This window comes from Bacillus silvicola (genome assembly GCF_050524305.1).
GTDB classification, from domain to species: domain Bacteria; phylum Bacillota; class Bacilli; order Bacillales; family Bacillaceae_G; genus Bacillus_A; species Bacillus_A cereus_AT.
In genome coordinates this window covers 868,632-890,111 of sequence record NZ_JBNGVC010000012.1, presented here as the reverse complement: position 1 = coordinate 890,111, position 21,480 = coordinate 868,632, and the positions used below count along the sequence as shown (strand labels likewise).

Below are 21,480 nucleotides of genomic sequence, written 5' to 3'. Positions count from 1 at the left end.
TCAAATTCATTTTGATGAAATACTAGAAACCTTGATAGCTCTAAGAAAAAACAGGATAGGCTAACTCAACACAATCTAGGTTATAGCTAATTCAAAAATATAAAATATGAATGTAAATAGATAAAAAGTATAGTTTTTTGTTCTATTTTAATTACTTAAAAGAAGTTTATTTTATATAATGTAATATAGTAAAAGGAAGGAGTGGTATTGTGAATGTTTATCATATGCGATTAAGGTTGAAGAGTGGAGCATACGAAGCGAAATATAAGTTATTAGAATCTGAGCTGGAAAATCGATATCTATCAGATTATCGAAAAGGCAATGGATTTACCTTTAACGGTAGGACTATAAATCCTCAGGATATAGAACAAATAATAATTAACACCTCTACAGAAAGAGAATTCCAAGAGCAAGTATACGAGGTTAGACGTGAGGAGCAAAACAGTCCTTTTGTATTTATTGGTGGTTATCCAACAGAATGGGAAGCAGCAGATCGAACAAAGGATATAACGGATGAAATAATTTTAGGACCTCCTGGTTATGAAAAAGATAAGATTACACATGAACCAGTAGTTACTAGTAAAATAGAACAAAGTCAGTCTAAGGTTTTCGTTGTACATGGTCATGATGAACTTTTGAAGCATCAAGTAGAGTCATTTTTGAATGATGTTGACTTGAAGCCGATTATTCTACATAAACAAGCGGATCAGGGTCTTACAATTTTAGAGAAGTTTGAGAAGCATTCAGATGTTAAGTATGCAATTGTATTACTAACACCTGATGACCTAGGATGCAGTGTGAAAAATAAGGACCAGCCTATTGAAGAATATGAGCTTAGAGCTAGGCAAAACGTTGTATTTGAATTAGGCTTCTTTATCGGAAAGTTAGGAAGAGGGAATGTTTGCGTCTTGTATAAAGAAGGAGTAACACCACCTAACGATATAAGTGGACTAGTATATAAAAAAGTACAACATAATGTAGAAGAAGTTGGTTATGAATTAATTAAAGAATTGAAAGCGGCAGGATTAAATCCTAGATTATAAGAAGTTGTTGAATTGATTTACCAATTTTCGCGAACTATTCGCGGACAATTTGCGAACTATTTACGGACACGCTTTGGTTTTTAACATGATATATTTGTATTGTGAGAAGTGGCGGAAAACATTTTTCACATTCCTTTATAACTCAAATGGATCGTTAGGCTATGGGTGATGGTTGAGGATTGGATGAGATGTTGTTTCTTGTTTTCGATTCCGAAATCAAATCTGTTGTGTAAACGGAGAGGGGCTTTTGCTCTTCTTCCAGTTACTTAATAATGTTGGCACACATAAATGTAAAAACATTAGGTGATTGGAAAAAGAATAAAACTTCACGTACCGAAATTGAAATATAAATAAATGATTGATAGAAAAGCATCCATTAGGGTGCTTTTTATTTTGGAGGAGGATGAGTGATGCCAACTAAAGATGTTTTAAAAGAAATCTATTTTGCTGTACGCAATGAGGATGGGATATTCGGTACGCCAATATTAGTGAAGCCTATGAAGGAAGAAAATTTATATGCGGACAGTGATGATAAGGAGTGAGGATGTGTGAATAAAGCTGAACTTATCCAAAGTAAGATTGAAGAAGGAAAGTTGAACGTCAATGAAGCTAGGATACTATTAGACTTGGAACCTATTCCTAATGCTGAAGTAAACGGGAAAGCTTTGAGAAAGTTACTTAATAAAATGAAGCAACCAGAACCTTTAGTAACAATTACATTATCGGATATAGATTCTGTACCTGATGTTTATTACAAAGGTGAATGGATAGACAAGAAAGTAAGAGTCGGGTTTGATTGGGAAACGAGATCGATTGATAAAATCAATAAGACATACATTCATATTGAGCATATACCACCGGATAACAAGCGTTGTAATACTGAGATTATTCAACATAATCACCCAATTGTAAAAGAGGAAGTGGAGTTTTACTATGGCGATGGAAAGATGCAAAGTGAAGCAACAATGTAAGTTCTACGATAAATACAATCGGGATAAAGAAGCAAAGAAGTTCTATGACAGCACAGCCTGGCGAAGGTGTAGAGAGCTCGCACTTATACGAGACAGCTACCGATGCCAAGAGTGTATGAAGCATGAACCATTGATACCAGTACCTGCTGATATGGTTCATCATATCAAAGAAAGAAGTGATTATCCTGAACTTGCATTAACATTAGATAACTTAATTAGTTTATGTAATGCATGTCATAACAAAGAACATCCTGAAAAGGGTGGAGGTAAAAAGAAAAATAAAAGGAAGATTCAGTTCGTAAAAGTAAAAGCGAACAAAGAATTTATATAGCCCCCCTCCTTTTATTGTTGAGAGCCGTTTCCGCCCAGACCGGATGCCTCCTTCGTGGGTAGCGCAAGTGATTTTTCTAAAGGGGGGTAAAGCCTGAAAATAAGAGATTTTTATTTTTGAATAGGTACTTTTTATCCATAAAATGTAAGTGAGGTGATATCGTGGATAAAGGATTGATTGAGAGGAAACCGCCTACCCATTTAAAAAAGGTAGGAAAAGATACTTGGATTCGTATTTGGTCTGTGTTAGAAGGTGAAGGGAAGGCTGATATCAATGATCCTATTGTAGTTGAAGCGATTGCCTTCAGTTATCAAATGTTTAGAGAGATGGCAGCTAATGTTAAAAAAGAAGGGCTGACAATGGAGCATACAAATAAAGCCAATGCTACAAATCTGACTAAGCACCCTTTGATATCAGAGATACCTAAGTATTTACAGCAGATTCGTCAATATTTAGGGGAGCTAGGATTGACTGGGGCAAGCCGTAAAAAGCTTCAGGAAGAGCTAACTGGAGACTCTGATGATGATTTCGACGACTTCTAAGCCATCTGAAATAGCCAAGTGGTATAAAAATTGGCGAAATGAACAGATAAGGCATTTTTATATTTTAGTAGATCCGTCTCCTGAACTAAGAACAACTTGGTATGCAGAGCAAGTTGTGAAAGGAAACATAAAAGCCAGTAAGAAAAATATCTTGTCTTGTCAACGACATCTAAATGATTTGAAGAGACAGGGTACTGAGGAGTTTCCTTGGATATTCGATGAAGAAAAAGCTCATCGACCTATACGATATATTGAAAAGTTTTGTCGCCCGTCAAAAGGTGACTATAAAAGGTTAGTTCTACAACCGTGGCAGCATTTTGTTATAGGTTCTTTGTATGGATGGATTCATAAAGATACAGGTTATAGGCGCTTTCGTGAGGGTCTTATTTTTATTGGCCGTAAAAACGGAAAAACAACAATGATTTCTGGTTTATCTAATTATGCTGTTGTTAAAGATAATGAACCAGGTGCTCGTGTTTATGTTTTAGCAAATACAAAACAACAAGCTGGAGAATTATTTGATGAAAGTCGTGCAATGGTTCAAAAATCCCCCTTTCTTCGGAAGCATTTACGCGAAAATCAGAAAGGGATTTTTCATGATAAAACTCATTCTAAAATTGAACCTCGTGCATCAGATAGTAAGAAACTTGACGGATTAAACACACACCTTGGTATTTTTGATGAAATACATGAATTTAAAAACTTTAAGTTAATTAATGTTATTAAAAAATCACGTGGTGCACGTAAACAGCCAATGATTGTTTACATCACTACGGCAGGATATCAGCTTGAAGGACCACTTGTTCAATACTATGAAATTGCAGCTGATGTTTTGGAAGGGGTTATTGACCAAGATAGAAAGTTCTATTTCATGGCTGAAATGGATAATGTGGATGAAATTGAGAACCCTGAACTATGGATTAAAGCAAATCCTAATATGGGAGTTTCACTAGACCTTCCATCGCTTATTGATGATTGGAATACTGACAAACATACAGATGCAGAAAAGAACGATTGGATTACAAAACAATTTAACATCTTTGTCGATAATGATGAAATGTCATTTGTTGGTATTGATATATTAAAAAGAAACGATGAAATTATAGATATAGAGGTATTAGCTGGTAAAGAATGTGTTGCAGGTTATGATTTATCTGCAACAGAAGATTTTACAAGTGCTTGTTTAGAGTTTCCTTTAGATAATGGAAATGTTTTTGTACTATCACATAGTTGGGTTCCACAAGCTAAAGTAGATCGTGATAACGAGAATATTAATTTTAAAGAGTTTAAAGACAAAGGTTGGCTCACCATTATACCTGGTGAGTATGTGAAGTATGAGTATGTTTATGATTGGTTTGTCGAACAATCCGAACAGTATTTCATAAAGAAAATTACTTATGACCCAGCAAATGCGTATCGTTTAAATGAAGATTTGAAGGCATATGGATTTAATACAGAATCAGTTCGACAAGGGCATTTAACTTTAAGTCCAGCATTAAAGGATGTAAAAGAATTATTATTGGATGGAAAAATAATCAGTAATAAAAACCGTCTTTTCCGTTGGTACATGAACAATGTAAAACTCGTGGAAGATCGTAATGGAAACTTTTTACCATCTAAACAGAGTAAATACCGGAAGATTGATGGGTTTGCAGCATTTCTAAATGCTCACACAGAAGTAATCCCGATGTTAACTCAATTGCAAGGTGATGGAAATATTGAATTTGTATCAGTTAGCGATCTTTTTAAATAGAAAGGCGGTGAGAAATTGAAAATGTTAGATCGTGTGAGGGGAGCACTAAAAGGTGCGGCCGCCGGGTGGAAAGGCGCGGGATTTGACTTCTCTTCATGGTTTGGAAGAAAGTTTTGGGGTATTGATAATGCAAAGCTAGCTACAAATGAGACGATTTTTAGTGTGATTAGTAGATTATCTAATACGGTAGCATCTTTGCCATTAAAGCTTTATAAGGATTATGACACTGTTGTTAATCAAGTGTCTGATGTTGTGATGAATGAACCTAATCCAAACATGACGGGATTTGAATGGATAAATAAAATTGAAGTTTCAAGAAATGAAACTGGAAATGGATATGCAGCTATCATTCGTGATATTCGATTTCAAGTGGAATCATTAATCCCTATTGAATCCGCTTATGTAACGCCTTTTTTAAACACGGATGATAATAATTTGTGGTATGAGGTACGTGGGATTGAAGGTACGTACTACATCCACAATATGAACATGTTTCATGTAAAACACATCACAGGTATTTCAAGATGGAAAGGTATTTGCCCAATTGATGTTTTACGAAATACTCTTGAATATGATAAGGCAGTACAAGAATTTAGTTTGTCAGAAATGCAGAAGAAGGATAGCTTCATTTTAGAGTATGGAGCAAACGTGGATAGTGATAAGAGACAAAGGATTATTGATGACTTTAGACGTTTTTACCAAGAAAATGGCGGTATTTTATTTAGAGAACCAGGTGTAAATATAGATGAAATGGAGCGGAAATACTTTGCTTCAGACACGTTAGCATCAGAACGAATTACACGTTCACGAGTTGCTAACGTTTTTAATGTTCCAGTCACATTTTTAAATGATACAGAAGGACAAAGTTACAGCAGTAATGAACAGTTGATGATTCAGTTTGTTCAAATGACTCTAACTCCTATTGTTCGTCAGTATGAGCAAGAAATGAACCGTAAGTTGCTGAATAAAAAAGAACGGCAAGAGGGACATTATTTTAAATTTAACCTTGGAGGGCTGTTAAGAGGTGATACAGCTTCAAGAACAGCTTATTATCAAGCCGCAATTAGGAGTGGATGGTTATCACAAGATGATGTGCGCCAAAAAGAAGACGAGCCACCTGTTGGTGGTAATGCTTCGAAACTTTGGGTAAGTGGTGATCTATATCCAATTGACATGGAGCCAACTCAACGGAAGGGGGTGAAAAACGGTGGCAAAGAACAAACAGAATAAGTTTTTTCAAATGAAAGCATCTGCCAATGGTAAATCGGCCGATGTTTTTATTTATGGAGAAATTACAAAGTATGCCTGGGAGGAATATGGAGAAGTATCTTCTATTACTTTCAAAAATGAATTGGATGAACTAGGTGATGGAATTGAAACGATTAACCTATATATCAATAGTCCCGGTGGATCTGTTTTTGAAACAATGGCTATGATCGCAATGTTACAACGACATCCAGCGAAGGTTATTTCCTATATTGATGGCATAGGTGCTTCTTGTGCATCAGTATTACCGATGATTTCAGACAAAATCATTATGTATGCTAATTCAATGTTGATGGTACACAATGCGTGGACATATGCATCAGGAAATGCTGATCAGCTACGTAAAGCAGCGGATGACATCGAACGTATTAACCAATCGATGGTGCAACACTATTTAACTCGTGCTGGTGATAAGTTAGATGAAGATATATTAAAACAATTACTAGATGCAGAGACATGGTTATCGGCTGATGAGGCTATGGAGTATGGACTTTGTGATGAAATTATCTCAGCGAATAATGCCGCAGCATGTCTAGATGAAAAGTGGATGAAGGAATACAAAAATGTTCCACAACAATTAGCAAATACGCAAGCGAATATATCACCAAACGAAATGTTAGAACGACAAAAAATTGCCGAAGAAGCGAAAGCTAACGCGGACTATATAAAGACAATTTTAGGAGGAATTCATTCATGAAAATGAAAAAAAATTTTCGATTATCTCTTGGTAACTTTCAATACTTTTCAAAAAATACATTATTTGAATTAAAACAAAATTTATCTACTATTGGTCAACAGCTACAAAAAGTAGAGAGTGAGCTTTCGCAGAATGCGATTGATCCATCTACAACTATGGAAAGTCTTAAAGCCTTACAACAATCCAAGCAAGATCTTCAAATGCGTTTTAATGTAATTAAAGAACAACATGACACGATGGAAGCTGAACAAAAAGCACAATTTCAAAATCGAACTGGTTTGCAATCTATTGAAGATCCAAAACAAAAGGTAGTTGCAGCGAAAGCAGAATTGGTTCGAGCTACAATTCGTGGAGGTACCTTGTCACAAGAAGCACGAGCAGCTCTTGGTGATAAAAATTCAACAGGTGGTGAAAAGATTCTTCCAACTACAATGACAAATGAATTATTGCATGAACCATTTGTCAAAAACCCGTTAAGAGATGTATCTACATTTACCAGTGTAACAAACCTTGAAATTCCTAAGGTTACTTTTACATTAGATGATGATGATTTTATTGCTGATACAGCAACAGCAAAGGAATTGAAAGCAGAAGGTGATGTTGTAACTTTCGGACGTAATAAATTTAAGGTGTTTGTGCCTATTTCAGAGACTGTTTTAGCAGCAACTGATACAAACTTAGTACAAACTGTAGATCAAGCGTTAGAAAGTGGTTTAGCAGCAAAAGAGAAGAAAGTAGCATTTGCTACAACACCTAAAGCTGGGGAAGAGTCTATGTCATTCTATAAAGCTGGCATTAAATCTGTTAATGGTCAGAATTTATATGAAGCTATTACAGCAGCAGTTGCAGACTTGCATGAGGATTTCCGTGAAAATGCAACAATTGAAATGCGTTATGCGGACTACATGGCAATCATTAAAACGCTGGCTAATGGTAGCGCTACGTTATATAATGCGCAACCAGAGCAAGTTTTAGGAAAGCCAGTTAAATTTTGTGATTCGGCGGTAAATCCTGTTGTTGGTGATTTCAGATATTCTCACTTCAACTATGATCCTAATATGATTTATGATCGCGATAAAGATGTGAAAACAGGCATTGAACTATTTGTTTTAACAGCTTGGTTTGACCATAAAATTAAACTGAAATCAGCATTCCGCATTGCAGAAGTCAAAGTTACACCCTAATCCACCCCAAGCGCCAACAGGATTAAAAGTTGATTCTACAACAGTAACAACGGCCAACATTAGTTGGTCTCCTGTTGTGTACGATGGGGGCATTAAAGAATATCAAATACTTCGCAATGGAAAACAAGTAGGGACATCAGTAACGGCGACCTATAAAGACACAGGATTAACTGGTGATACAACATATTCTTATCAAGTGAAAGTAGTTGGAAATAACGGATTAAATTCTCCTTTAAGCGTTGAATTATCAGCGAAAACCAATACTTCAGGATCATAGGTGATTATATGTTAGAGCTATTAAAAAGAAAAATGAAAATCGATGGAGATGAAGAGGATACAGATATTCAACTTCTAATAGATGGAGCAAAAGAATCCTTATTAGGAGCTGGTGTTCCTGAAAGTGAAAAGGCACTATATAAGATTGCGGTAATAACACATGTTTTATTAAACTATGAGAATCAAGATAAATCATTAAATGTCCCTGCATTAAAACAGTCATTAGAAACTACTATACTCCAATTAAGGGACTATAATACCGGTGATAATCATGAACCCAAGTAAATTAAATAAACGAATAACAATTCAACAAGAAACAACAAATAAAAAAGATGAAGATGGGAATCCAGTTCCGTCAGAATGGAAAGATCTTGTCACTGTTTGGGCAAGAGCAAAAACACCATTTGGAAAGGGATTTAACTATGAAATATTCGCTGGAAATACCGAAAATGCGGTACGAACAGTGAATTTTTTTATGCGATTTCGCAGGGGAATCGATTCGAAAATGCAAGTCCTATATGCTGGAAGGCTCTTTGAAATCAAAGCTGTTGTAGATGTTGATGAAGAACATAAAGAAATCTGTTTAGTGTGTGAGGAGCGGTCCATATGGCAGAAGTAACGACCTTTGGAATCCAGGAAGCTATTCAGCGTTTCGAAGCGTTAGGAAGAAACGTAAAAACCATTGAAAACGCAGCGTTAAAAAAGGGCGCTGGAGTAGTGAAAGATGCATTAGAGGTAGAAAGTCCAGTCAGTGCATCTCCTAAACCGCCTTCACCCAAAGAATCTTGGCGAACAGGGAAACATGCAAAAAATGAAGTTCTTGTTGGTAAAGTGAAGACTCGAAATGGAGTCAAATCAATTAGTGTAGGATGGGAAAAAGATGATAATTCCCCACACTTTTATATGAAATTTCAAAACTGGGGAACCAGTAAAATGCCACATCCACCGCATAAAGGATTTATAGAAAAAACAGTAACCCATACAGAAGTAAAGGCAATTCATGAAATGAGAAATGTCTTTGTAGCGGCGTTGCATATCGTATGAGATTTCTAGAAAAAGATGTGTTACGTGCTCTTACGACTCCTTTTATTGTGGAAAAGCTGGGTGGAGAATACATTTATAACATGATTCGTGGCGATGACAACGGCAAAACATGGATCACTTATTCTGAATTAGATAATAGTGCTGGAAGATACGCTGAAGGAGCGGAATCTACCAGCACTATTTTATTTCAAGTTGATATTTGGTCTTTTATGCCTGTTAAGGCTGATCTAAAAGAAGCAGTAAACACTTCTATGAAAAATATAGGCTTTAAGCGTATTACAACAGCAAATTTATATGAATCTGATACGAAAATATATCATTATGGTATGAGGTTTCGTACGGAATTAAAAGTATAGGGGGAAAATAAGTATGGCAATTGCAGTCGATTTTAGGGATTTACATTATGCAATTTTAACAGAGGCAGCAGATGGTAAGTTTACGTATGCTACACCTAAAAAAATTGGAGATGCGGTAAGTGGTAAAGCTTCTCCTAAAAATGAATCTGTTACGTTCTACGCGGAAGGTGGACCGCTAGCAACAGCAAGTGCGTTTGGTGGGGTAGAAATTGAATTGGAAACAGCAGATATTTCATTAACTACTTACGCAGAGTTGTTAGGGAAGAAACTAATTAAAGGGCAGGTAATTGATAACGTAAATGATGTCGCTCCATATGTGGCATTATTATATCGTTTACCGAAAGATAATGGAAAAAATCGTTTTTATTGCTACTATAAAACAAAATTCGAAATTCCAGAAGATGAGCATAAGACAGCGGAGGATAAGCCAACTTTCCAATCAGCAAAAATTAAGTGTAAAGCAATCCAACGATCTGATGGTAATTGGAGACATCGTCTAGATGAAGAAGAAATTGGTTACGATACAGCGGTTGCATCAAGTTGGTTTAAAACAGTTCCAGCACCACCAACGGAAGCAGCACCATCTAAATAAAAACATAGAGAAGGTACAGCTAAATGCTGTGCCTTTTATTTATGAAAGGAGATTAAAATATGCAAGAAACACAAAAAACAGAAACGTTTAAATTAATTTTAAATTTATCCGCGGGTAAAAAAACGTTCTTTCTACCTAATTTTCTTTCAGCCACTGATGCATTTGCAGCGGCAGAGTGGACAGAAAAATTAAGTGCTGAAACTGTTCCATTCGATTTATTAAAAGAAGCTACTCAATTTATCGTCAAAGTATTTGGTAACCGTTTTACCGTAGAGGATTTCCTTGATGGTATACACGCTTGGTTTTTAACATCAACTATTTATTCTATTTGTCTAGCAATTGTAGGGCGTATTGCGGAAGCGGTCGCTATTATTAGTGCTATTGATTCGAAGACGAATTCACCAAAAAAAAAGAGAGTGAGAAACAAAAGGAACCATTCAAACCAACAGAAATGATGCTTGGTATTTATAGCATGCTTCAAGATGCTGGTATATCTCAAGCAGATATAAATCAAATGGATTTAGTGCTTTTCTTTAAAACTTTAGCTTATAAGAAAAATCAAGATGATAGACAAGTAGTTCGAACAGCAAATCAGGCCCCGGATTGGTTATAAAGGTAGGTGAGATAAATGGCTGGAGATATGGAGATTGGAGCTCGGGTCACGCTTGATACACAACGTTTTGAAAATGGTGTTGCGGGGATTAATCGTGGTTTGCGATTACTAGATTCCGAGTTTAATTTAACAAGCGAACGGGCTAGGTTACTTGGAAGTTCCGTAGAGCAGTTACAAAATAAATTAACGCATTTAAATGAAAAATTCACTTTGCAGGGACAAAAAGTAGAGCATTATCGTCAAAAAATTGAACAAGCAAAACAAAAACAAGAGCAATTACAAGCTTCAAATTTAACATTAGCGGCATCGATGGAACGTCTTGAAACGCAGTATAATCAGGCTGTACAAAATTTCGGTCGTAACTCCCAGGAAGCCAAACAATTAAAGCAAGAATTAAAACAACTTCAAGCTGAATATACGTCAAACGGTCAAGCGCTTCAACGATTAAATACGCAAATCGATAACAATACGATTGCTATGAATCGTGCTGAAACAGCTCAAGAGCGGATTCAAAATGAAATAAGAGAAACGAACCGTGAATTAGCCGAGCAACAGAATCGTCTTCACCGTACTGGAGAAAGAATGCGTGATACAGGCAATAAAATGCAGGATGTTGGCGGACAAGTGGGGACTACTTTTGCAGCCATGACTGGGATTATTGGTGCTGGACTTGCGATGGCTGTGAAAGAATCAATGAACTTTGAACAGAAGATGGCTGATATTCAAGCAGTTTCTGGTGCAACTGGCGATGAAATGAAGAAAATTAGCGAACTTGCTGTACAGATGGGCGAAAAAACAAAATACTCATCTGTGGAAGCAGGGCAAGGTATTGAAGAGCTAATTAAAGCAGGGGTAAGCCTAACGGACATTATTAATGGTGGTTTAGAAGGTGCCTTGAACTTAGCGACAGCTGGGGAATTAGAATTGGGGGATGCAGCAGAAATTGCTTCTACAGCTCTAAATGCATTTAAGGATGATAACTTATCAGTAGCCCAAGCAGCTGATCTATTAGCTGGTGCAGCAAATGCTTCAGCAACTAGTGTTGGAGAAATGAAGTTTGGGTTATCAATGGTTTCGGCGGTTGCAGCTGGTGTGGGACTTAGTTTTAAAGATACAACAACAGCATTAGCTTTATTTGCACAGAATGGTTTAAAAGGATCAGATGCAGGTACTTCTTTGAAAACCATGTTAGCAAACTTAATACCAAAATCTAATGAAGCTTACGATATGTTTAGTGAATTAGGATTAATCACAATTGATACTGGAAAAGCAATGCAGTTTCTCGGAGAAAAAGGGATTAAACCAACTTCAACTTCCTTTAAAGATGTAACAGGAGCGTTATCAGAATATGCGGCTAAACAAGCTGGTGTAAAAGTTGGATCTGAAAAGGCAGAAAAAGCATTCCAGAAGTTAACTTTTTCAACTGGTATTATGACAAACGCCTTTTTTGATTCAAATGGAAACCTAAAAGAAATGTCTGATATAGCTGAAATTCTTCAAATGGCAATGCAAGGATTAACCGCAGAACAAAGACAATCATACATGTATACATTGTTTGGATCAGATGCTATTCGTGCCGCTAATATTCTTTATAAAGAGGGCTCAAATGGTGTGAAAAATATGTATACAGAAATGTCAAAGGTAACAGCATTAGAAGTTGCTGAGACAAAGATGAATACAACAAAAGGAAAGATTGAAGAATTAAGTGGTGCTGTAGATACTCTTAAAAAGTCATTTGGTGATGCGTTGTTACCTATTTTAGTTGATGTAGTATCCGGTGTTCAAGGTGTCGTAGATTGGTTTAATAATCTAGATGAATCTACACAACAAATGATTGCTAAAAGTTCTTTATTAGCTTTTGGGATAGCAGGAGTAACAGCAGCTGTAGGATTCCTTGCTATGGGTGTCGGAGCTTTGTTGGCAAATCCAATTGCTCTAGCGATTACAGGAGCAGTCCTTGCTGTAGGAGCGCTTGGCATAGCAATAGTTGATCTAAATGAAAAATCAAATCAAGCTCAAACAAATATGGCTAAGTTTGGTCAGAATGTAAGTGATGCTACAAGCAAAGCAGCTGGTGCTTATGTCGATTTAAAAGATAAAGCTATTAATAATATGATGGATTTGAAACTTAAAACAGGTGAAGAAGCAAATAAAGCAGCTGACGAAACCATTAAAGCTTTTCAAAGAATGACGAATGAAGTCATCAAAGAGTTAGAAGGAAAGAAAAGTGAGTTTAATAAGATGTTTAGTCAGTTGATGGGAACAGTACCTGAAAGTGCGAAAGAAACTTTAGAGCAGGTTAAGAATAATGTAATTGAATCTATAAATAAAGAAATCGAAGTCGCTACACAAGCAGAGAAGATTTTAGAAGAGGGGATTAAAAGGTATCAGGGAGATACCATGAAAATGCCGAAAGATTTTGCTCAGAAGTTTGATCAAGCTCTACAGGTTGCTGATAAGAATGTCCAACAGTTTTATACAAAATCTAAAGAAATAGCATCTATTTCAAAAGAAATTGAATCAGGTGGAATGTTATCTTTAGATGCTGGTAAAAAGCGTTTCGAAAGCATCATAAAAGTATATGATGATGGTGTTAAATCTTTAGAAAAACAAACTAAAGGTTGGCGTGAAAATGTAGAGAAGGCTTTTAAACTTGGTGAAATTAAACCAGAGGAAAGAAAAGCTACATTAGATGCTATTGCACTTTACGAATCAAAACATGTTAATGATCTACAAGGAATCAGGAACGATGGATTTAAAGTGTTACAGCAACATTTAAAATCGGAGGATGCAGAGACCTTAGCATCACAAGCTAAAAGAATTGAAGCGGAGGACAAAGGATGGGGCGAACGATTCAAAGCCGCGTATGGATACCGGGAAAAATCTGCTGACTTAGAACAACGATTTAGAAGTGATCAAGAAAAAGCAGAAAAAGATTACCAAGATAAATTACTTCGATATGAATTGCAATATGGAAAATCAAAGATTGAAAGCATAGGGATGTATCTTTCTGAGCTTCAAAAAGGTACAGAGTCGTCTAGATTGTTAGCGGAATCAATGGCAACAGAAATTGACGGTAAAATGAAAATTGATTTAGGACCAGCTGGGCAATTTACGATCGATACCTTCTTACAGAAACTTCAAAAAGGCGAATTAGATTCTTCAGCTGTAGCAACCGCGAATGCAAATAAATTGAAAGATGTTTATAAAGTAGATCTTTCACAAAGTGGTATTGAATCCATGCAAAAATGGATTGATGGTATTAAAACAAAGGATACCAGTCAAGTGAGAGAGTTTTTAAATAAAAATATGCAAGGTGATACCACTATCGATCTAGGAATCTACGGAAAGATGACGATGGATTCGTGGATTACAGGTCTTCAAACCGGAACGTTGTCGTTTGATACTGTATTCCAATTCTTTCAACAAAATGTTAAGAATGGTATGAAAGTTGATGCTACTCAAGAAGGTCAGAATAACATACAAACCTTAATTAACGGAATGCAAATTGGAGCGTTATCATTACCACAAGTCGCACAGACTATGGGATTAGATATTAAAAGCAATGTTCAAGTTGATCTTGGGGAAGCAGGACAATTTAATGTTCAGACGCTTGTTCAAGGTATGCAAAATGGTTCTATCAATGCTGAACTAGCAGCGAAGGCAATTTCATTGTTAGTTGAAAATGGAGCAAAGTTAGATTTAACACAAGTTGGATTTGATATAAGTCAAACTCAAGCTAATGGGATATCTACTAATACAGCTCCTGAAACAGCAGCAACAGGGAAGAAGCAAGCTGTGGAAGGAATTATGGGTAGTACAACTGATGGTGGCGGTGGTAATAAGAGTGGTAGTGAACTAGGACAAGGCATAGTTAGCCAAGATGGCTATATTAGGGGAAGTGCTTTGCAAGTAGTTGCTAGTGCTCATGGTGCTTTTAATACTATTAATGGAAATCCAGCTGGTAATCAAGGTGGACAAGGTGTTGGTAGTGGAATTGTTAATCAAAGCGGTTATATAAGAGGAAGTGCTTTAGAAGCTGTAAACGCGGCTCATGGAGGCTTTAATACAATCAACGGTACTCCGCAAGGGCAAAAAGGCGGGAGCCAGTTTGCTGAAGGAATGGAAAATACAAGGGGACAAGCGAGATCGAGTGGTTCTAATGTAGCGGAAAGCGGTAATTCTGGTCTGAAAAGTGTTAGTTCTATAAGCCCTGGTGAAGCGTTTTCTAGTGGATTTGCTAGCGGTATTTCTAATGGTAAATGGAATGTGCAAAACGTAGCAGCAAGTTTGGCACGAGGCGCATTTGAAGCGTTAAAAGCCACGTTAGATGTAAACTCTCCATCGAAATTAACACGTGATCAAGGTGGTAAGCCTTTTAGCGAAGGTTTTGCACTTGGTATAAGAAAAATGTCCTACATGGCTGAAGATGAAAGCCGTACTCTTGGTGAAAATGCTCATAAGTCCCTTATAAATACGCTACATCCTAACAATTTGGCATTTGCTGGTGTTCAAATGGCGCAAGGAATTGCTTCGGGTATCAAAAGCCAATATTCTCTGGTACGAGATGCGTTACAAGATACAGTATCAGGCGCTATGGAGGGAATTCATTCGGTAAATCCGAAAGAAATATTTAGTTCTGAAGGTATTGAAATGTATGATGCGAGCAATCTTTCTAGATGGAGAAAAGTGATATCAGATAATTCTAATGTTGTTCAATATAAATCTAACAGTGATAATTCGAATAGAGGACAAAATATGCCGTATACTCAGAGAGAGTTAGCGCAGAAAAATCCAATACAAATTAACATTGATGGGATGACATTGGCAGAAATATTATTGTCTCCATTAGATTTGTTACAAAACAATCAGTACAGTACTCAATTGTTTATGCAAGGAGGGAAGTAAGTGATCCCTCAAACTTTAACTGTTGTAAAAAATAATGGGGAAGAGTTTATTATTGAAACTAATACTGACATGGAAGTATTAAACTTTCTTCCACCATCCCCATTTTACAATGCTCAATACGAAAAAATTGACGGAAGCCATGGACAAATCGATTTAGGTGGGAGTTTCGATGCAAGAGATAACATTCGTACTAAAATCATTTTCTATGCAAAAGACATTTGGGATTTTTATCTGTTTCGTGATGAAATCTTTAAATTGTTCGCTTCCCAAGAACCATTTTATATTATTACCAATAGACAACCCGGAAAGCGTTGGAAAGTCAGGGTTGCAAATACTTATGAAATCGAGCCACAGGGATTCGGACAATATGGTGTGTTTGACATTATATTTAAATCCGCATCCCCTTTTTGTGAATCTATAGGTACAACATTAGATGATTTCACTTTTGATTCTGGTTTATGGCAACTAGGACAGGGGTTAATTGCAGAAGATGTACAGTACAAACATAAAACTTCATCATTTCGCATTTATAACGCTGGCTATATTGAAATTGATCCAAGGCAATTACCATTAATCATTAGGATTAAAGGTGCAACAAATGGTTTGACAATCACAAATCGAACGACAGGTGATGTATTTAAACTCAATATCCCAACAGCAACAAGTGATATAGTTGAATTAAATCGAGTCAGGGTGTTTAAAAACGGAAATACAGTATTCACAAGTACAAATAAAAAAGTTATTAGGTTAGCTCCTGGATGGAACGACTTTATTGTGTCGGGTATATCAGGGGCTTTTCAAATTGAGTTCGATTTTCGATTTTATTATTTATAAGTGGTGATGTTATGACTGATTTATATATCAGAAGTATTAGCGGAACTGAAGAAATGTTAACGGATTTTGAAGTTTCAAGAAAAGACGGTGTAAATGGGGATAAATTGATAGATGTGAAAGTTATTAAAACAGAAACAAATGAACACGCATATTCGTTGGTTTACAATCAAAATATCTTTATTTATGAGGATGACGAATACATTATTAAAAACTTTAATGAAAGAACGATTGGTAATACAGTAGTACGAACTTGTAAGGCGATTCATCGTATGTTTGAAGATTTAACGGATAACTATATTTACGATCAAATAAGTGGAACTTTCCGGCTAGATAAAATACTGGAGTTCGCTTTAAAAGGTACAGGATACAGGATTGTTATATACAACAATCAGTTACCGTTAAGTGTCGAGGTAGAAAACTTTGGTGATGATAACTCATTGGCGTTAATGAAAAAAATACTTGAGAAGTTTGGTGCAGAGTTTGAAGTCAAAGGGAATGAAATCACCATTACAAAAGAAATCGGCGCATATACAGATGAACAATTTCGATATTACTTCAATATTAAAGAACCTTCTCAAGATATTGATACGAATTCATTTGCAACATATATAAAGGGATATGGTAAGCCAAACGAAGATGGATCTTATGTTGTTACAGCCGAATATACGAGTTCACTTGCTAAAGTTTATGGTATCAAACACGCTAAACCTGTACGAGATGAAAGATATACAGATTACGATAGTTTAAAACAAAGAATTATTCGCGAGTTACATGATAGTATAGATATCTCAGTTCAATTAACAGCAATAGAAGCGGAAGAATTAGGTTGGCAATATATTAACAAAGGTGATTACGTATGGTGTATTATCGATCCGTTTGATTTAGATGTACGTATACGTGTTGTTGAAGTTGAGGATTTTTCCAATGGAAATAAATCTTCAATTTATACACTAGGACAAATTAGGCGTAAGACTTCAGATATAATGGTTGACTTAAAAGCTTCACAACAAGCCGCAAAAAAAGAAATTGGTGATACAAAGGTAACCGTAATACAAACGAAGCAAGCTGTTGAGCAAGTAAGACAAGATGTTTCAACAACTACTGGAGGTTTACAAGAAATAAAAGCTTCCATCGAAACGACTAATAGAAATGTCAGTGAACAAAGTGGAGATATTCGAACTCTTAAACAGACTGTAAGCAAGTTAGAAACTAGTGTCGGCGGTATAGAAATTCCTGTCATACCAGGAGTTGCAACCGAAAAAAATGACGGATTAATGAGTGCAGCTGATAAGAAAAAACTGAATCAGATAAAATACACAGGACAAGCCGAAGTGGACTTGTCTATTTTAGTGCAAAAAATCAGTAGTTTGGAGCAAGGTACCCTCACAATAACGCAACAACTACAAAAAATAGATGATCGCGTGAAAGTGTTAGAAGGAAATAAAACAGTTTAAAAAACGAATTTAATCAAAAAAATGGGAGGTGTGTCGATTTTGAATAAACTGGAATTGCATATCACTCCAACGAACGCAACGTTTGGTCGAGATTTTCGAAACAAAGAAAATGAGAATAAAGTGCGTACAATGGAAGCAATCAATAATCAAACGGAATATATGGAAGGCTCAGTCAAAACACAGAATGAACGTATTGATAACTTAGTTATTGAAGGTTCTGGCAACAGCAACCCAGAGGTAATTGATTCTAGGTATAGCTCCTTACTATCTATAAAATTTCCGCTTTTAAGTACACGATTAGATTATATCGAAAAGGATTTGAAAGAAAGACGTATTAACGTCTCATGGTTCGGCATAAAAGGTGACGGAAGCGATGAGACTATACCTCTTCAAAAAGCAGCAGATTTCGCAAAAACATACAAACTAGGAGTCTTCATTCCTAAAAATATGTTAATCGCGGTCTATGGCACGGTGGATTTCAGTGATATTCTTGATGTTTCTCTAGAAGGGACTATCAAATCGTTTGTTGATCATAAACCCGCAATTATTATTGGTGGCCATAGTTCGAAAACAGAAGCAATTCAGGCGTATATTGCGAGGGTAATAAAAGGAAACGCGCTTAATTCTGATGATATTGGTGTTAAGATTATCGGAGCAAAAAATGCAAAAATAACCATCATGTACGATTTCTACACGCAACTTTATGCGAATGCAAAAATAGAAGGGATCACTTCTATTTCCTATAGTGATTTTGCGTTCGGGAAGGTAGATGCACTTGATTTGTATGGTGAAGATCAGGATTCTTGGATTACCGATTGCAATTTTTACGGTGGGCGATATAAAGAAATTAAAATTGGAAACCCTTCTGGAACCGGATATGCACATAACAATAATATCTTTTACAAACCTTGTGTAGAACATGGGGTTATTCGTATTTTCTCAGGTAATCGAAATATCTTTAATGATGTGAGAACAGAGGGCGAAACAAAATTTTATTTTCACAAAAAAACTCGTGGAAATGTTATTTATGACAACTACGTTCCGAATCCACAATTTGCAAAAGGTGCGGGTGTAGTAGAAAAAGATGATGGTTTCGAAAATTTTGTAATGAGTAGAATCGAGCAAAGTTACTATCGTATTCCTATTTTTACTTTAGATGAAGATACATTTTTTCGGCATGGCCAATGTGAACAAAAAATACCAGACTACGAAGCTTTAACAAAGCAAAATAACGGATATCAAATGCTTTCATGGCGCGAATTTTTCAATCAGACATTTGAAACTCAATATATTCGTAGGATTGGTTATACCACAGATGGAAGTTATTTCAGACCGGAAGTCGCAGCGTATGACAAGTCGGGAAATCTTCTAAATGAATCAGATTCCATATATGCTTCTGGATCTATTTGGGATAGCGAAGATAAGAAACAAAAATTCTTGAATAATATAGGGAGTACGGAATTTGCAGTTACTTCAGCGAATGCGTCAACATTTAGAATGATCTTAAAACCAGGAACAGTGTTAGATAGCGATCGATTCAAACGTATTACGATATATATTGAAGTTCGCCGTGAACATATTCACTATGCAACCACAATTAAAAATAAGTTACGTAATTTACAATTTTTAAAGCGAGATAGACCGCCTACTTTGGGTACATGGGAGGCAGGGGATAAAATAGAAAAATTCCCTCCTGTAGCCGGAAAAGAAGAAGGGTGGAAATGTATCGTGGGCGGAACACCTGGTGTATGGAAAGCTTATGGTCAAATATCAATTTAAAAAATAAGGAGTGTTTTCATGGGTATAAAAATAAACAAGAAATTAGATATTGGATTAGATGTTGACGGCGCTTATGGACGAATTGATAGTATTTATGGTTCAAAGCTAGGTTTAAATTTCACACTTAATTATTACGTGTCTAGAGAAGCGTTTCTATCAGGAAAACCATACCTGGAACAAAGAGCGTATCATTTCGTACCAAGTGTGCTTATCGGTTCTCAAAACTTTATCAAGCAAGCGTATTTATATACCAATACATTAGATGAATTTAAAGGGGCAATCGCTGTATTTGAAGAAGGACAAGCGTAAGAATTTAATAGTTTCAAGGTACAGTGGATGTTTATGAAGAAGGTTAACAGTGAATGAAATGAGGGATGTATATGATGGTGTATATTGTTATTCAAACAATTTACAGGGAAAGTGAGATTGTAGCGATATTTAAAGAGGAAGAAGACGCGAGCAATTACATTGTAAACCTTAATGATAGTAAAAAATTAAAAAAACATCCGGAATCAGAGTATGAATATTATATAGAAGCTCATGAAGTAAAGTGAAAGTGACTAAAAAAATGAAATAATTTATATATATATTAACTGGAAGGTTCATCCTTTTTCTTATAAAATTAGAATAACATTCTATAAGAAAAAGGAGAACTAAAAATGGAGCTATTAACAAACGTATTAAATTCAATTAAACCAATATTAGAAACACTGTACTATCTTGCTAGCATTGGCCTATTTGCAACTGTAATAATTGGATTAAAACAGTTACAGGTTGTTAAAAAAGATATGAATACCAGAAATCAACGTGCAGCTGTCGAAAAAAGTATAGAATATCTTAAATGGTTTTCTTCAGACTATTTACCAAAATTTAGTAAGATGGTAAGTGAGTTTGATGACAATGATGTGGAAGTTAAAATAAATCCAATTAATCCAATGTTCCTTCCTGATGAAAGTCATAAAACAAAAGAAGTTCAAGCGTTTATTGCAAAAGCACACAATAATGATGCTATAGATATGTTGAATAGTCTAGAATTCTTCAGTGCAGCTGTCTTAAATGGATTAGCTGATGAAGAAATTGTTTATAAACCTATTGTTAAACCTTATTGTTCAGTAGTTTGTTTCCTGTATCCGGTTATATGTAATTATAGAGTTAAAGAAAATTCAACTAGTGGTTTTAGTAATATCATAGAATTATTTGAAATTTGGAATTCTCGTCATAAAAAGGAGACAATGAAGTTTGCAAAATCACATCTTGAAAGAGAAATTTCGGAAATTGCTGATATAAACATCAAATCTATAGGCTTGTAATAAGGTGAGGTGAGTGTGATGAATGTTATTCCATTTCCTGATAAGCAAAATGTAGAGGAAAGAAAAAAACTTAAACAAACAAAAACTAGAGAAAATAGTTTCATATTAGATGCATATAAATATCTGAAAAAAATGAGTGCAAATTATGAAAAAACACCATCCCATGTTAATGCTCTTAATAAATAATTTCTAACAAAATACGGCTTTTATAACAAAAGAGGGACAATTAACTGTTCCTCTTATTATTTTGACAGGGGATGAGAGATATGGAAGAACAAGTTTTCAATGTCATGCTATCACAGGGCGCTTTTGGCGCTCTTTTTGTTTGGCTTTTATTTTCCACGCGTAAGGAGAGTAAAGAATTGTTAGAATCGACACGACAAGAAAATAAAGAGCGTGAAGATAAGTATCAACAAGTGATTGAAAAGAACCAGGAAGTCATCGAAGAACAAGCAAAAGCATTCGGTTCTTTATCTAAAGAAGTATCAGAAATCAAACAAATTCTTGGAACGAAAGGTGAGAAATAA

Annotated in this window: 26 protein-coding genes; all 26 read left to right on the top strand. The window is 35.7% G+C overall.

Annotated elements, in window-relative coordinates:
* Nucleotides 1-209: 209 nt before the first annotated feature.
* Complete coding sequence (locus ACP6L7_RS16320) at nucleotides 210-1,043, top strand: TIR domain-containing protein (RefSeq protein WP_430529328.1); 834 nt, start codon at nucleotides 210-212, stop codon at nucleotides 1,041-1,043.
* Nucleotides 1,044-1,453: 410 nt separating this feature from the next.
* Nucleotides 1,454-1,585 (top strand): hypothetical protein, encoded by a 132-nt coding sequence (locus ACP6L7_RS16315; protein ID WP_430529327.1) that lies wholly within the window; start codon nucleotides 1,454-1,456, stop codon nucleotides 1,583-1,585.
* Between the two features lie 6 nt (nucleotides 1,586-1,591).
* Nucleotides 1,592-2,014, top strand: a complete 423-nt coding sequence (locus ACP6L7_RS16310; protein ID WP_430529326.1) for a hypothetical protein — start codon at nucleotides 1,592-1,594, stop codon at nucleotides 2,012-2,014.
* Nucleotides 1,983-2,345 carry an HNH endonuclease gene (locus tag ACP6L7_RS16305; RefSeq protein WP_430529419.1) on the top strand — a complete coding sequence of 121 codons (363 nt, stop codon included), beginning with the start codon at nucleotides 1,983-1,985 and terminating at the stop codon, nucleotides 2,343-2,345. Before ACP6L7_RS16310 ends, ACP6L7_RS16305 begins: the two co-directional genes overlap by 32 nt.
* A gap of 161 nt (nucleotides 2,346-2,506) precedes the next feature.
* Nucleotides 2,507-2,887, top strand: a complete 381-nt coding sequence (locus ACP6L7_RS16300; protein ID WP_076855602.1) for a phage terminase small subunit P27 family — start codon at nucleotides 2,507-2,509, stop codon at nucleotides 2,885-2,887.
* Complete coding sequence (locus tag ACP6L7_RS16295) at nucleotides 2,868-4,640, top strand: terminase large subunit (RefSeq protein ID WP_430529418.1); 1,773 nt, start codon at nucleotides 2,868-2,870, stop codon at nucleotides 4,638-4,640. Before ACP6L7_RS16300 ends, ACP6L7_RS16295 begins: the two co-directional genes overlap by 20 nt.
* A 21-nt stretch (nucleotides 4,641-4,661) precedes the next feature.
* On the top strand, nucleotides 4,662-5,870 hold the full coding sequence (locus ACP6L7_RS16290) for a phage portal protein (protein ID WP_430529417.1): 1,209 nt from the start codon (nucleotides 4,662-4,664) through the stop codon (nucleotides 5,868-5,870).
* Nucleotides 5,848-6,603 carry a head maturation protease, ClpP-related gene (locus tag ACP6L7_RS16285; RefSeq protein ID WP_430529325.1) on the top strand — a complete coding sequence of 252 codons (756 nt, stop codon included), beginning with the start codon at nucleotides 5,848-5,850 and terminating at the stop codon, nucleotides 6,601-6,603. Before ACP6L7_RS16290 ends, ACP6L7_RS16285 begins: the two co-directional genes overlap by 23 nt.
* The gene (locus ACP6L7_RS16280) at nucleotides 6,600-7,787 is read left to right on the top strand and encodes a phage major capsid protein (protein WP_430529324.1); all 1,188 of its coding nucleotides are present in this window, start codon (nucleotides 6,600-6,602) and stop codon (nucleotides 7,785-7,787) included. Before ACP6L7_RS16285 ends, ACP6L7_RS16280 begins: the two co-directional genes overlap by 4 nt.
* Nucleotides 7,762-8,064 carry a fibronectin type III domain-containing protein gene (locus ACP6L7_RS16275; RefSeq protein WP_430529323.1) on the top strand — a complete coding sequence of 101 codons (303 nt, stop codon included), beginning with the start codon at nucleotides 7,762-7,764 and terminating at the stop codon, nucleotides 8,062-8,064. The genes ACP6L7_RS16280 and ACP6L7_RS16275 overlap by 26 nt, the downstream gene beginning before the upstream one ends.
* An 8-nt stretch (nucleotides 8,065-8,072) precedes the next feature.
* Nucleotides 8,073-8,348, top strand: coding sequence for a head-tail connector protein (locus tag ACP6L7_RS16270; RefSeq protein WP_430529322.1), 276 nt, complete (start codon nucleotides 8,073-8,075; stop codon nucleotides 8,346-8,348).
* Nucleotides 8,335-8,682: a phage head closure protein gene (locus ACP6L7_RS16265; RefSeq protein ID WP_430528986.1), complete on the top strand. Its 348-nt coding sequence runs from the start codon at nucleotides 8,335-8,337 to the stop codon at nucleotides 8,680-8,682. Before ACP6L7_RS16270 ends, ACP6L7_RS16265 begins: the two co-directional genes overlap by 14 nt.
* Entirely contained in the window at nucleotides 8,670-9,107 is a 438-nt protein-coding gene (locus ACP6L7_RS16260) for an HK97-gp10 family putative phage morphogenesis protein (RefSeq protein ID WP_430528987.1), read from the top strand. Before ACP6L7_RS16265 ends, ACP6L7_RS16260 begins: the two co-directional genes overlap by 13 nt.
* A complete protein-coding gene (locus ACP6L7_RS16255) occupies nucleotides 9,104-9,463 on the top strand; it encodes a structural protein (protein ID WP_430528988.1) in 360 nt (119 codons plus the stop codon). The genes ACP6L7_RS16260 and ACP6L7_RS16255 overlap by 4 nt, the downstream gene beginning before the upstream one ends.
* Nucleotides 9,464-9,476: 13 nt before the next feature.
* Nucleotides 9,477-10,055: a major tail protein gene (locus ACP6L7_RS16250; RefSeq protein ID WP_430528989.1), complete on the top strand. Its 579-nt coding sequence runs from the start codon at nucleotides 9,477-9,479 to the stop codon at nucleotides 10,053-10,055.
* Between the two features lie 59 nt (nucleotides 10,056-10,114).
* The gene (gpG, locus tag ACP6L7_RS16245) at nucleotides 10,115-10,510 is read left to right on the top strand and encodes a phage tail assembly chaperone G (RefSeq protein ID WP_430528990.1); all 396 of its coding nucleotides are present in this window, start codon (nucleotides 10,115-10,117) and stop codon (nucleotides 10,508-10,510) included.
* 17 nt (nucleotides 10,511-10,527) lie between these two features.
* The gene (locus ACP6L7_RS16240) at nucleotides 10,528-10,668 is read left to right on the top strand and encodes a LysR family transcriptional regulator (protein WP_430528991.1); all 141 of its coding nucleotides are present in this window, start codon (nucleotides 10,528-10,530) and stop codon (nucleotides 10,666-10,668) included.
* A 15-nt stretch (nucleotides 10,669-10,683) separates the two neighbouring features.
* Complete coding sequence (locus ACP6L7_RS16235) at nucleotides 10,684-15,576, top strand: phage tail tape measure protein (RefSeq protein ID WP_430529243.1); 4,893 nt, start codon at nucleotides 10,684-10,686, stop codon at nucleotides 15,574-15,576.
* Nucleotides 15,577-16,410 (top strand): phage tail family protein, encoded by an 834-nt coding sequence (locus ACP6L7_RS16230; protein WP_430529321.1) that lies wholly within the window; start codon nucleotides 15,577-15,579, stop codon nucleotides 16,408-16,410.
* An 11-nt stretch (nucleotides 16,411-16,421) separates the two neighbouring features.
* Nucleotides 16,422-17,864: a phage tail protein gene (locus ACP6L7_RS16225; RefSeq protein ID WP_430529320.1), complete on the top strand. Its 1,443-nt coding sequence runs from the start codon at nucleotides 16,422-16,424 to the stop codon at nucleotides 17,862-17,864.
* 39 nt (nucleotides 17,865-17,903) lie between these two features.
* Nucleotides 17,904-19,643, top strand: coding sequence for a hypothetical protein (locus tag ACP6L7_RS16220; protein WP_430529319.1), 1,740 nt, complete (start codon nucleotides 17,904-17,906; stop codon nucleotides 19,641-19,643).
* 18 nt (nucleotides 19,644-19,661) lie between these two features.
* The gene (locus ACP6L7_RS16215; RefSeq protein ID WP_430529318.1) at nucleotides 19,662-19,952 is read left to right on the top strand and encodes a hypothetical protein; all 291 of its coding nucleotides are present in this window, start codon (nucleotides 19,662-19,664) and stop codon (nucleotides 19,950-19,952) included.
* Nucleotides 19,953-20,023: 71 nt separating this feature from the next.
* Nucleotides 20,024-20,197 (top strand): hypothetical protein, encoded by a 174-nt coding sequence (locus ACP6L7_RS16210; protein ID WP_430529317.1) that lies wholly within the window; start codon nucleotides 20,024-20,026, stop codon nucleotides 20,195-20,197.
* A gap of 105 nt (nucleotides 20,198-20,302) precedes the next feature.
* Complete coding sequence (locus tag ACP6L7_RS16205) at nucleotides 20,303-20,953, top strand: DUF4760 domain-containing protein (protein ID WP_430529316.1); 651 nt, start codon at nucleotides 20,303-20,305, stop codon at nucleotides 20,951-20,953.
* A 15-nt stretch (nucleotides 20,954-20,968) separates the two neighbouring features.
* Nucleotides 20,969-21,139 carry a hypothetical protein gene (locus ACP6L7_RS16200; protein WP_430529315.1) on the top strand — a complete coding sequence of 57 codons (171 nt, stop codon included), beginning with the start codon at nucleotides 20,969-20,971 and terminating at the stop codon, nucleotides 21,137-21,139.
* An 80-nt stretch (nucleotides 21,140-21,219) separates the two neighbouring features.
* Nucleotides 21,220-21,480 (top strand): BhlA/UviB family holin-like peptide, encoded by a 261-nt coding sequence (locus ACP6L7_RS16195; protein WP_086401138.1) that lies wholly within the window; start codon nucleotides 21,220-21,222, stop codon nucleotides 21,478-21,480.